The 11,695-nt window shown below is 60.2% G+C and carries 13 protein-coding genes and 1 pseudogene; 5 read left to right on the top strand and 9 right to left on the bottom strand.

What is annotated here, in order from left to right:
• Window positions 1-77: pseudogene (locus tag ACSHXH_RS11000) on the bottom strand (GTP-binding protein); the annotation flags it as partial.
• Window positions 78-250: 173 nt separating this feature from the next.
• Complete coding sequence (locus tag ACSHXH_RS10995; RefSeq protein ID WP_435671838.1) at window positions 251-886, bottom strand: hypothetical protein; 636 nt, start codon at window positions 884-886, stop codon at window positions 251-253.
• A 105-nt stretch (window positions 887-991) separates the two neighbouring features.
• Between ACSHXH_RS10995 and ACSHXH_RS10990 the strand changes: the two genes are divergently transcribed.
• Window positions 992-2,386, top strand: a complete 1,395-nt coding sequence (locus ACSHXH_RS10990; RefSeq protein WP_435671837.1) for a cytochrome P450 — start codon at window positions 992-994, stop codon at window positions 2,384-2,386.
• On the opposite strand, the gene ACSHXH_RS10985 is transcribed toward ACSHXH_RS10990, so the two are convergent.
• From ACSHXH_RS10985 to dgcN, 4 genes are all read right to left on the bottom strand, one after another.
• Window positions 2,383-3,582: an NAD(P)/FAD-dependent oxidoreductase gene (locus tag ACSHXH_RS10985; protein ID WP_435671836.1), complete on the bottom strand. Its 1,200-nt coding sequence runs from the start codon at window positions 3,580-3,582 to the stop codon at window positions 2,383-2,385. The genes ACSHXH_RS10990 and ACSHXH_RS10985 overlap by 4 nt on opposite strands.
• A 3-nt stretch (window positions 3,583-3,585) precedes the next feature.
• Window positions 3,586-4,449, bottom strand: a complete 864-nt coding sequence (locus ACSHXH_RS10980; RefSeq protein ID WP_435671835.1) for a D-amino-acid transaminase — start codon at window positions 4,447-4,449, stop codon at window positions 3,586-3,588.
• Window positions 4,450-4,461: 12 nt separating this feature from the next.
• A complete protein-coding gene (gene dgcA, locus ACSHXH_RS10975; protein WP_435671834.1) occupies window positions 4,462-5,424 on the bottom strand; it encodes an N-acetyl-D-Glu racemase DgcA in 963 nt (320 codons plus the stop codon).
• Between the two features lie 73 nt (window positions 5,425-5,497).
• Window positions 5,498-6,499 carry an N-acetyltransferase DgcN gene (gene dgcN, locus ACSHXH_RS10970; protein ID WP_435671833.1) on the bottom strand — a complete coding sequence of 334 codons (1,002 nt, stop codon included), beginning with the start codon at window positions 6,497-6,499 and terminating at the stop codon, window positions 5,498-5,500.
• 260 nt (window positions 6,500-6,759) lie between these two features.
• On the opposite strand from dgcN, the gene ACSHXH_RS10965 reads away from it, so the two are divergent.
• Window positions 6,760-7,722, top strand: a complete 963-nt coding sequence (locus tag ACSHXH_RS10965; protein ID WP_435671832.1) for an L-malyl-CoA/beta-methylmalyl-CoA lyase — start codon at window positions 6,760-6,762, stop codon at window positions 7,720-7,722.
• A gap of 155 nt (window positions 7,723-7,877) precedes the next feature.
• On the opposite strand, the gene ACSHXH_RS10960 is transcribed toward ACSHXH_RS10965, so the two are convergent.
• The 3 genes from ACSHXH_RS10960 to ACSHXH_RS10950 all read right to left on the bottom strand — a co-directional run bounded on the left by ACSHXH_RS10960 (window position 7,878) and on the right by ACSHXH_RS10950 (window position 9,191).
• Entirely contained in the window at window positions 7,878-8,372 is a 495-nt protein-coding gene (locus tag ACSHXH_RS10960) for a transglycosylase SLT domain-containing protein (protein ID WP_435671831.1), read from the bottom strand.
• Window positions 8,373-8,472: 100 nt separating this feature from the next.
• Complete coding sequence (locus ACSHXH_RS10955; protein ID WP_435671830.1) at window positions 8,473-8,631, bottom strand: hypothetical protein; 159 nt, start codon at window positions 8,629-8,631, stop codon at window positions 8,473-8,475.
• A 107-nt stretch (window positions 8,632-8,738) separates the two neighbouring features.
• The gene (locus tag ACSHXH_RS10950) at window positions 8,739-9,191 is read right to left on the bottom strand and encodes an Lrp/AsnC family transcriptional regulator (RefSeq protein WP_435671829.1); all 453 of its coding nucleotides are present in this window, start codon (window positions 9,189-9,191) and stop codon (window positions 8,739-8,741) included.
• 74 nt (window positions 9,192-9,265) lie between these two features.
• On the opposite strand from ACSHXH_RS10950, the gene ACSHXH_RS10945 reads away from it, so the two are divergent.
• From ACSHXH_RS10945 to dtd, 3 genes are all read left to right on the top strand, one after another.
• Window positions 9,266-9,862 carry a LysE family translocator gene (locus ACSHXH_RS10945; protein ID WP_435671828.1) on the top strand — a complete coding sequence of 199 codons (597 nt, stop codon included), beginning with the start codon at window positions 9,266-9,268 and terminating at the stop codon, window positions 9,860-9,862.
• A 76-nt stretch (window positions 9,863-9,938) separates the two neighbouring features.
• Window positions 9,939-10,901 (top strand): acetyl-CoA carboxylase carboxyltransferase subunit alpha, encoded by a 963-nt coding sequence (locus tag ACSHXH_RS10940; protein ID WP_435671827.1) that lies wholly within the window; start codon window positions 9,939-9,941, stop codon window positions 10,899-10,901.
• Window positions 10,902-11,345: a D-aminoacyl-tRNA deacylase gene (gene dtd / locus ACSHXH_RS10935; protein WP_435671826.1), complete on the top strand. Its 444-nt coding sequence runs from the start codon at window positions 10,902-10,904 to the stop codon at window positions 11,343-11,345.
• Window positions 11,346-11,695 lie beyond the last annotated feature (350 nt).

Here is an 11,695-nt window from a genome sequence, read left to right as displayed (position 1 = left end):
GTCTTGCCGTGGTCAACGTGACCAATCGTGCCAATGTTGCAGTGCGGCTTACCGCGCTCAAACTTTTCCTTGCCCATCTGTTCAGACGCCTCGTGACTTGGGGGGTCCACCCGACCCGGTTTTCATCGCGGGCGATCTATTCGCAGACACGCGGAAAATCAAGCCCAATTGAGGGATCGCGTATAGGCTCCGCTGCAAAGTGAGCGGGCAAAGATGTTCCAGCCCAGAAACCAGGTGTGTGAACCGATGCTTACCGCGCGGGAACCGCCGCATTCGCGTCTCGCGCACCTGCTACTGCGCCGACTAAATTTACCTGCTCTGGCAATGTGTTGCCTTGCAATGCAGGACTTGTGGCCTGACCTTCCGGCACAGTCGCACCGCCAAACCAGCCATCGCTTTGTTGCATTTCCCGCAACCAGACTTCGACCAGACGCGCGGCCTCTTCGGCGAGGCCGGTAAGCTGTTCGTCGCGGTTTTTCGAGATGCGGGATTCGAACACCTTGATCACCTGAATCTGCTTGGGCTCTGCGTTCATCTTGGCCTGCGCCGCATCATCCCAAAGCGTCACGTTCAACGCCACCGCAGATTTGCCCGGTATGATGGGGGGCGGCAGGGAATAGGCTTCGACACTCACACCAAGATGGTAAAACTTGCCGCCCTCAAAGCGGCCAAACCGATCGCCCAGCGCCTTTGTGACCTCTTCGATCCATTCCTCTTGCGTGGCGTCGCGCGACACCAGAAGCTTTTGAAGGTTGGGGGCGACCACGCCGATATGGCCGATTTTGAAATCGCCCAGAGGATCGGTCGGCCCTTCGAGATCGCGGGTGGAACTGGCACAGGCGGCCAGCGCAAAAATCAGTGGCAGAACAACGAAAAAGCGGCGCATTGCGTCCCCCGGACCTATCATCCGGCCCTGTTTAGCCCAGCCTCTGGGGCGGCGCAACGCGACGGCACTGGCCGCGACGCCGCGCAGACCTAACTTTTCGGTGACATGCATCACAATCCAGTCCCTTCGGTACAGCCAACCCCTGCGGTCGAAACCGCCCCGCTGCCCGTGCGCGCCGCACTTGCACGCGCACCGCTGACGATCCTGCAAAGCTGGCAGGCGTCCCGCGAGAACCTTTTGACCATCATCCCCGAAGCCGCCACGCATCAGCCCATTGTGTCCGGACAAAGCGGCACGCGCTGGCACATGGTGACCGACCCTGCTGCGATCCGGCATGTTTTGCTGGAAGCGGTCGACCGCTACCCGAAATCCAAAGTCACGAAAAATTTGCTGCGTCCCGCAATTGGCGAGTCGTTGTTTATTGCCGAGGGCGCGCATTGGCGCTGGCAACGGCGCAGCGCAGCGCCCGCCTTTTCGCATCGCAACGTGACCGCGCTTGCCCCGGTGATGACCCGCGCGGCTGATCGGTCCGCTGACCGGATCGCCAAAGTGGGCAACCGCGCAATCAACATGTTGGACGAAATGATCAACACCACGTTTGACGTGATCTCGGACGTGACGTTCTCGGGCGATACCGGATTTGACCGCGCCGCTGTGCACCGCGCCATCGACATTTATATCACCGAGGCCGGCAAGGTGTCCTTGTTCGACGTGCTTGGCCTGCCCGATTGGTTGCCGCGTCCCGGGCGCGGCCAAAAAGCAAACGGCATGAGCGACATGAAAGCCGCCGCAGACCGCGTGATTGACGGGCGACAGGCGGATCGGTCCTCTGCCATGCCAGACCTGCTTGACCTGTTGCTGGACGGCGAAGACCCGAAAACCGGACGCCGGATGCGCACCGAAGAAATCCGCGACAACCTGCTGACATTTATCGTCGCGGGACACGAAACCACCGCGCTGACCCTGGCATGGTCGCTTTACCTGTGCGCCTTCGACCAAGAGGTGCAGACCCGTGCCAGCCATGAGGCACAGACGGTCCTCATGGGTCGCGCGGCCACCGCCAAAGACGTTGCCAATCTGCCCTATATCCGCCGGATCATAGACGAGGCGCTGCGGCTTTACCCGCCAGCCGCAATCGTATCCCGCACGGCCCTTGCCCAAGACACGCTGTGCGGCACGCAGGTCCATCCCGGCGATACGGTTATCCTGCCAATTTATGCCCTCCATCGGTCACACCAACTTTGGGACAATCCCGACCAATTCAACCCCGACCGCTGGGCACATGGCGCAAAACCCGATCGCTACGCCTATCTGCCCTTCGGGGATGGCCCGCGCATTTGCATCGGTGCCAGTTTCGCCCTGCAAGAAGCCGTGATCATCCTCGCCACCTTGCTGGGGCGATTCCGTTTCAAATCGGTTAAAGGCGTTGATCCAAACCCGGTGATGATCCTCACACTGCGCCCCGAAGGCGGCGTCTGGCTCGAAGTTGATCCGCTTTAGATCACCGCTTTTTCAACTTGCGGCACACCAGTCAAAAGCCGGTCATAATGGAACGCACTCAGGTCAATTGTGCGGTACCCGCCGTGGCACATCCATTCCGCCAAACCGCGCCCCATTGCCGGGGCCTGTTGTAGCCCGTGTCCCGAAAATCCATTTATGAACAACAGATTACCCAGATCGGGATGCGGACCTAAAACCGCGTTATGGTCAAAAACGTTCATCTCGTAGTGCCCAACCCAGCTATGGGTCAGGCGAACCGCCTCGAACTGCGGGATGCGCGCGGCCAAAAGGGGCCAGGCTTCGGCCTCCCAAAGCCCGTGATCCATCTCGAAATCGTCAAACGCAACCGCAGGGTCATCGCCGAAATGCCCACCCGCCTGATAGGTGCCACCGCCGTTTTCGCGCACATGCAGGCCCGACGGATCAATCGTCAGAGGCAAATCCCGATCCAAAGGCTGTTCGGCCTTGAACACCCAGGAATATCGCTTGCGCGGCTCCACCGGCAGGTCGATCCCCGCCATCGCGGCCACATGTCCCGCGCGCGGCCCGGCGGCGTTGATCACCTGCCCGCAGGCAATGCGCGCGCCACTCGCCAAGCGCACGGCCTGCACCGATCCGCCTGACATATCCATACCGGTCACCTCGGCCTCGACATACTCAACACCGCGCTCGCGCGCCTGCCGCCTGAGCCATTCAAACACGGCCATACTGTCGAAATAGCCTTCGTTTTCGGTGTTGATCGACCCCAGAACGATGTCGTCCAGCGCATAGAACGGGTAGGCTTGCGCAATCTGGTCCGGTGTCAGCAACCGCGTCGCCGCACCTGCCGCCAGCTGAACCCCCGCCCGCGCGCGCAGGTCATCCGCAAAGGCTGCGTTATCTGCCAGATAGAGATAGCCGAAACTGCGAATACCGATCTCGGGCACCCGCATATCGCCGCCCATAAACCCGCGCAGATGGGTAACGAACTCCGCCCCGAACTGGCTGATCTTTACGTTCAACGCTGTCGAAAACTGTTGCCGTATGCACGAGGTCGATGTCGCCGTCGCGCTACGCGCAAAACTCATATCCCGGTCAATGACCAGAATACGCCCCTCGAACCCCAAATCCGTCAGGAACCACGCAACAGACGATCCCATGATCGCCCCACCAACGATCACAACATCATAGCTGTCCCGCTCTGGCACAGCGCCCATGGGTCAGATCGCGGCTTTGCGGCTTTCGTCGAGGTAAATCTCGCGCAAGCGTGCGGTGCGTGCCCCCGGAACCCCACCGCCCAGCGCCACGCCGTCAATCTCGATCACCGGCATCACAAAGGCCGAGGCCGAGGTGATGAACGCCTCATCCGCGCCCTTCGCCTCATCAATGGTAAAGTTGCGCTCTTCCACCTTCATCTGCGCTTCTTTGGCAAACCGCAGCACGGCAGCGCGGGTGATGCCATGCAGAATGTCGTTCGACAGCGCACGCGTGATGATGGTGTTGCCCTTGATGATATAGGCGTTGTTGCTGGTGCCTTCGGTCACATGACCGTCCTGCACCATCCACGCATCATCCGCACCGGCCTTCTTGGCCATCATCTTGCCCATGGACGGATAAAGAAGCTGTACTGTCTTGATGTCCCGGCGGCCCCAGCGTTCATCCTCGATCGAGATGATCTTCATCCCGATCTTGGCAGCGGGGCTGTCCGCAAGTCCGGGCTTATTCTGGGTGAACAGCACCACGGTCGGTTCCGTTGTCTCTGGATCGGGAAAGACGAAATCCCGGTCTCCGGGCGCGCCGCGCGTGATCTGGAGATAGACCAGACCATCCTCGATACCGTTCACTTTGACCAGTTCGCGGTGGATCTCCAGCAGGTCGTCAAACACCGCCGGTTTCTTGATATCAAGCTCGTTCAACGACCGTTCCAACCGCTTGGCATGACCCGCAAAATCAATGAGCTTGCCACCCAGAACGCTTGTCACCTCATAAACCCCGTCCGCCATTAGGAAGGCCCGGTCAAAGATCGACACGGTCGCCTTGTCCTCGGGCAGATAATCTCCGTTCACAAATACGGTGCGGGTCATGTGTGGTTCTCCTTATCCCCAGAGACCGGGCACCGATGGATGCACGCCCGCCTCGTCAAACAGCAATGGTTCCTCGCGGTCTTCGGCCAGAAGCAGCGGCCCGTCAAGGTCCGTGATCGCCGCCCCCTGCGCTACCAGAACCGCCGGTGCCATCGCCAGCGACGATCCCACCATGCACCCGACCATCACGTCGTAGCTTTCGGCGCGCGCCGCATCGCGCAAGGCCAACGCCTCGGTCAGCCCCCCGGTTTTGTCGAGCTTGATGTTCACCATGTCATACTTGCCCTTGAGCGCAGCCAGCGATGCACGATCATGACAGCTTTCATCCGCACAGAGCGGCACAGGACGCGTCACACCCAGCAGCGCATCATCCTCACCTGCGGGCAATGGCTGTTCAACAAGCGCCACACCAAGCCGCAGCAGATGTGGTGCAAGATCAGCATAGACCCCGGCCGACCAGCCTTCATTGGCATCGACGATGATCCGGGCACCCGGCGCGCCCGCCCGCACGGCCTCAAGACGCGGCATGTCATCCGGCGTGCCCAGCTTGATCTTGAGCAAGGGCCGATGCGCATGCTGCGTTGCCTGCGCCTGCATCGCTTCGGGCGTGTCCAGCGACAAGGTATAGGCCGTCACCTCTGGCCCAGGTGCCACCAATCCAGCCAACTCCCAAACCCGGCACCCTGCCTGTTTCGCCTCCAGATCCCAAAGCGCACAATCCACAGCATTCCGCGCCGCACCCGCAGGCAACGCGTCTTGCAACGCCGCCCGGTCGATCGCCTCGGGCAATGACCGGATCTGCGCCTCGACACTCTCCAAGGTCTCGCCGTAGCGCGCATAAGGCACACATTCGCCCCAACCCGTCACGCCGCCCCGCGTGATCCGCACGGTCAACACTTTGGCTTCCGTCCGGCTTCCGCGCGAGATCGTAAAGACCTGCGCCAGCCGAAACACATCGCGCGACACGTCAATCATGGGCTCGTCCCCTGTTTCTTCTTTTTACAAATATGCACATGCAACCGGGCCACAAGCGCAACGGCGTGGGCCGTCAAAGCACCGCCAAAGCCTCGGCCAACCGATCCGCACCCTGCCGGAACGGATCGACGGCAGGAAGCCCCATCTGATCCTCCAGCTTTGCCAGATAGGCCACCGCCTCTGCCTCGCCCATATGCTGTGTGTTGATCGAAATACCTGCAATCACGCAATCTGGATTGGCAATCTTTGCCAAAGGCAGCGCCGTATCGCGCAGCGCCTCAAGCGAGGGCAGATCATAGCCCGGCAATCCGCGCATATGGGTCCGCGTCGGCTCGTGGCACAGGATCAACGCATCCGGTTGCCCACCGTGGATCAACGCAAGAGTCACCCCCGAGAAAGACACGTGAAACAGGCTTCCCTGACCTTCGATCACATCCCAATGGTCGGGATCATTGTCCGGGGTCAACCATTCGATCGACCCGGCCATGAAATCCGCCACCACCGCATCAAGCGGCACACCGTCCCCGGTGATCAAGATACCTGTCTGCCCGGTCGCGCGGAAGGTGCTTTTCATTCCAGCCTTGCGCATGGATGTGTCGAGCGCGAGCCCGGTATACATCTTACCAACCGAACAATCGGTGCCCACACCCAGCACGCGCTTGCCAGACCGCTTGACGCCGTCGGCAATCGGATAGTCCACCTCGGGCACGCGCACATCATGCAAGGCGCGACCCGTCGCTTCGGCCACGGCCACCAGATCACGTTCATCGCGCAGCAGGTTGTGCAACCCAGAGGCAAGGTCAAACCCTTCCTCAAGCGCCATCACCAACACCTTTTTCCACGCCGGGCTGATCTTGCCACCCCGGTTGGCGACACCGATCACCAGCGTCTTGGCCCCCGCTGCATTGGCCTCGGCCAATGTCATATCGGCCAAGCCAAGATCGGCTTTGCAGCCCTCCATCCGGTATTGCCCGACACAGTTTTCCGGACGCCAGTCCTTGATGCCCTGCGCCACTTTCGCGGCCAACCCGTCGGGCGCATCGCCCAAAAACAGTAGATATGGTGTTTTGATCATTATGGCCCCCTGGAGTCCGATCTGCTTATGGGCAGAATGACATCCCTCCGGATCAAGTGCATTGCCTCGGCAGGCGCATATGCCGCCTCTTGCACAATTTTTTTGCGCATCTTCGCGCAATACTCGAAGATTCTTGCGCAACGTGATCACGCTGCACAGCAGCGACGATTCCGCAGGTGCAAAATGCACTTGCAGAAACTTGCGCAATTTCATAACTCAAAGACGTCAAAAAACGAAATATCCTTACCAAGAGGCGCCCCATGTCCTTTCGCATCCAGCCCACTCCGCCCGCACGTCCCAACAGGTGCCAGCTGTTCGGCCCCGGCTCGCGTCCGGCGATCTTTGAAAAAATGGCAAAGTCGGATGCAGACGTCATCAACCTCGATCTGGAGGACAGCGTCGCACCATCCGACAAGGACAGTGCACGCGAGAATATCCTTCAGGCCATTGGCGACATCGACTGGGGCAACAAAACGCTCAGCGTGCGGATCAACGGGCTCGACACACCGTATTGGTACCAGGATGTGGTCGATCTTCTGGAACGCGCGCCAGAGCGGCTCGACCAGATCATGATCCCCAAAGTCGGATGCGCCGGAGATCTCTATGCCGTCGATGCGCTGGTCAGTGCGATCGAAGCGGCCAAGGGCCGGACCAAGCGCATCGCGTTTGAGGTGATCATCGAGTCCGCCGCAGGTATCGCCCATGTCGAAGAGATTGCCGCCGCCTCATCCCGCCTTGAAGCAATGAGCCTCGGCGCCGCCGATTTCGCCGCTTCCATGGGCATGCAGACCACCGGGATCGGCGGGACGCAGGAAAACTACTACATGCTGCAAGACGGCCAAAAACACTGGTCTGATCCGTGGCATTGGGCACAGGCCGCCATTGTCGCCGCCTGCCGCACCCATGGCGTGCTGCCCGTAGATGGCCCGTTCGGCGATTTCTCGGATGACGAAGGCTACCGCGCGCAGGCATTGCGGTCGGCAACCCTTGGGATGGTGGGCAAATGGGCCATTCACCCCAAACAGGTGACACTGGCCAACGAAGTCTTCACCCCGTCCGAGGCCGCCGTGGCAGAAGCCCGCGAAATCCTGGCCGCAATGGACGAGGCCAAGGCCAAAGGCGAAGGGGCCACGGTTTACAAAGGACGCCTTGTGGACATCGCGTCGATCAAACAGGCCGAGGTGATCGTGCGTCAATTAGAGATGATCGCGGCGTCCAACTGACACCTGCGCCATCGGCGCCGACATGACAGAAGGTCCCCGGCAAGGGGCCTTCTTGGGTCAAAGGCCAGACCAGAACTGGATGGCCAGAATTTTATGGTGCGTCCCTAGAATCTTCGTACGAAGATTCTCTGCCCCAGGTTGATAAACCGTAAAGATCAGTCTGGCCAAACCTTGCGCCCATGTGCGCCGGTCTCATCCAACAGCCCCAGACGCTTGGCATCAAAATAATAACCGCGCGCATACCACATCACTGCCTCACTCTCATCTCCCCCTGACACCAGCCATGCCCCGCGCAAATAGCGCACTGCGTATTTCAGGTTGGTTTCCGCATCCAGAAGGTCTTCAGGCGCCCCCCGGAACCCCATCGACCGGGCGGTGGCAGGCAGGATTTGCATCAGGCCATAATAGGGCCCGTTCCGCGCGTCGGGCCGGTGCGTGCTTTCGCGGATCACAACACGCTGCACCAGTGCGACAGGCACATCGTTGCGCGTCGCAGCATCCACGATCTGCCGCCGCAATTCAGGTGTTTCATTTGGATACAGCGAAAGCATCTGCGCCGGGGGCTCAGGCGCGGGCGGCGATGTCACTCCGCACGCAACAGGCACCACCAAAAGCGACAACATAACGAGACAGGCACGGAGTTTTTTCATCCCGCCGATGTGCAACACCTCCCGATTCAAGGCAATTGCCCAAATTCGGGATCAGCGGCCCTTTGCCGAAGCAAAAGACCGCAGGTCCGACAGCCAACTTTCAGGCTGCATAATATTCGTCAAACACCGGGGATGGCTGGCTGTTGCGTTCGGTCACAAGCTTGGGCAGCGGCGTGTAATACGCCCATGCTTCGTTCAAAATGCGCAGCGCTTCTTCGGCGGTGGGGGTCTGCGACGCAGACGCGGGTGTGGATGTCATCGGGCCATTCCAATATTCAATGTCCCTCCCTGCTCAAATACCTAAGAAGATCAATGCGTCAGGACCAGAGTCAAATCCGCAGTCTCGGCATGCGGGATATGCATGTCTTACGCCCGGTCATCCTTGGGCGATCCCATCACCACATAAGACGTGATCGCATTGACCTGCGGCAGAACCCCAAGAACATCGGTGTGAAAATGCTTGTATGCCGCCAGATCCGCGGCTTCGACCCGCAACAGGTATTCCACCGCTCCGGTGATGTTGTGGCATTCCTTCACTTCGGGACTGCGCGAGATCGCCCGCTCAAACGCTTCTTGTGCAGCCTTGGTATGCTGGCTGAGCCCCACAGTGACATAGGCGACGAACCCCACCCCCGTCTTTTCCGGGCTCAGCACCGCACGATAGCCCGCAATCACCCCGGCGCGTTCGAGCGCGCTGACCCTGCGCAAACAGGCCGACGGAGACAGACCGACCCGGTCGGCCAAGGCAAGGTTGCTGATCCGCCCGTCACTCGACAGAACGCGCAATATCTGGTGGTCAATGTGATCAAGGTCGCTCATTTATTGCAAACTTTACCCGCACTCACACCAAATTCGCAACCTTCAAGCCTGACATTCGACACATATTGCACATCATGACACCTGATCTCTTCTTCGCCCTAGCGGGCTTTGCCCTCGTCACCGTGATCACCCCGGGACCGAACAACCTGATGCTGATGACCTCGGGGGCCAATTTTGGCATCCGCCGATCCCTCCCGCATATGCTTGGCGTCGGCCTTGGCTTTCCCATGATGATCGTCCCCGTGGGCCTGGGCGTGATGCAGATCTTCGACCTTTGGCCGCCGTCCTATACGATCCTCAAAGTGCTGTCGGTGCTCTACATGCTCTATCTCGCATGGCGCATCGCCAATGCCGCCCCGCCCGATGGCGCGCCCAAGTCCGGCAGCAAACCCCTGACCTTCCTCCAGGCGGCGGCATTTCAATGGGTCAACCCAAAGGCATGGTCCATGGCGCTAGGCGCAATCACGCTTTACGCCACCGGCCGCGATCTGGCCGCGGTGCTTTGGGTCGCGGGCACCTATGTCGCCATGGGATGTCTCTCAACCACAAGCTGGACGCTTCTGGGCCAACAGCTGCGCCGCCTCCTGAACCGCCCCAACCGCTTGCGCGCGTTCAACTGGGCCATGGCGGCGTTGCTGGTGGCGTCATTGATCCCGGTGATCTGGACCTGAGCCACATCTGATTGCAAATCCCTGCCCGGACGGCCATATAAACCGCCAGCCGCAGGCAACAGGGCGACCGCACGCAATGACAAACTATCTCGATTTTGAAAAACCGCTGGCCGAGATCGAAGGCAAAGCAGAAGAACTGCGCGCGATGGCGCGCAAGAATGACGAGATGGACATCGAAGACGAGGCCCGCGCACTTGACGCCAAGGCCAACGCCCTGCTCAAAGACCTGTATAAAAAGCTGACGCCCTGGCGCAAATGCCAGATCGCCCGTCACCCCGAACGCCCGCATTGCAAAGACTATATCGAGGCGCTGTTCACCGAATATACGCCACTTGCAGGTGACCGAAACTTTGCCGACGACAACGCCGTGATGGGCGGCCTTGCCCGGTTCGACGACCAGCCGGTGATGGTGATCGGCCACGAAAAAGGCCACGACACCGAAAGCCGCCTGCAACGTAATTTCGGCATGGCGCGCCCCGAAGGTTATCGCAAAGCCGTGCGCCTGATGGATATGGCCGACAGGTTCGGCCTGCCGGTGATCACGCTGGTGGACACCCCCGGTGCCTTTCCCGGCAAAGGCGCAGAAGAGCGCGGCCAGTCCGAAGCGATCGCGCGGTCGACCGAAAAATGCCTGCAAATCGGTGTGCCCGTGATCTCGGTCGTGATTGGCGAAGGCGGATCAGGCGGCGCCGTCGCCTTTGCCACTGCCAACCGGCTCGCAATGCTCGAACACTCGGTCTATTCGGTGATTTCGCCCGAAGGCTGCGCGTCGATCCTCTGGAAAGACGCCGAAAAGATGCGCGAAGCCGCCGAAGCCCTGCGCCTTACAGCACAAGACCTGCTTAATCTTGGCGTCGCTGATCAGGTGATCTCGGAACCGCTGGGCGGCGCACATCGCGGCCGCGAACAGACAATCCAATCCGTCGGCAACGCCCTGCGCAGCATGCTCAAAGACCTGTCCGACATGAAGCCGAAAAAACTTGTCGCAGACCGTCGCCGCAAATTCCTTGATATTGGCAGCAAAGGCCTCGCCGCCTGAATGCGCGCGCTGATCCAACGCGTGTCCGAAGCATCCGTCACCGTGGACGGAGAGGTGCTGAGCGAGATAAACGCAGGCCTGCTGATCCTGATCTGCGCCATGCAGGGCGACACCGAGGCGCAAGCCGACAAACTGGCGGCGAAGATTGCCAAGCTACGCATTTTCAAAGACGACGAGGGACGCATGAACCGCTCTCTGCGCGACATCGAGGGCAGCGCGTTGGTGGTGAGCCAGTTCACCCTCGCAGCAGACACATCGCGCGGCAATCGGCCCGGTTTCTCCACCGCAGCATCGCCCGAGGACGGCAATCGTCTCTACGAATACTTCGCTTCTCAGGTGACCGCGCAAGGTATCGCGGTCGCCAAAGGCCGCTTCGGCGCAGATATGAAAGTACGGCTGCTGAATGACGGGCCGGTCACGATCTGGATCGACACCGCGGACTGACCACAATAGGTTTCGCGTTTTTCACCCGCGCTTTTGCATATTTGAAAAAAGAAGAAGCAGCAGGTGGCGCATGCGCCTTAACTCTCAATTAACCTTGACCGAATAGTGATGCCCTTACGGTACAGGCAGGCATGCCGATGACCGTAAAAGGAGAAGCCCCAACCCGAGGTGGACCAAGAGCCTCGCTCGAACAGGGTGACTTGGGTGGGGTGGACCACGTCCCGTCTTCTTCTTTTTTCAAATATGCAAACACACCACACGCCATAATCCCGACGCCGTCTTGCGCGTCACGCCTCCAAAAGCTCGAGCCGCAGGCGAGACACCCTGACAGGGCGGGCGCGCCCGCCCTG

It is taken from the genome of Marivita sp. (genome assembly GCF_051251565.1).
In the GTDB taxonomy this organism is placed as follows: Bacteria; Pseudomonadota; Alphaproteobacteria; order Rhodobacterales; family Rhodobacteraceae; genus Marivita.
Note: the sequence above shows the minus strand (reverse complement) of the source record. Positions and strands in the feature narration are given on the sequence as shown.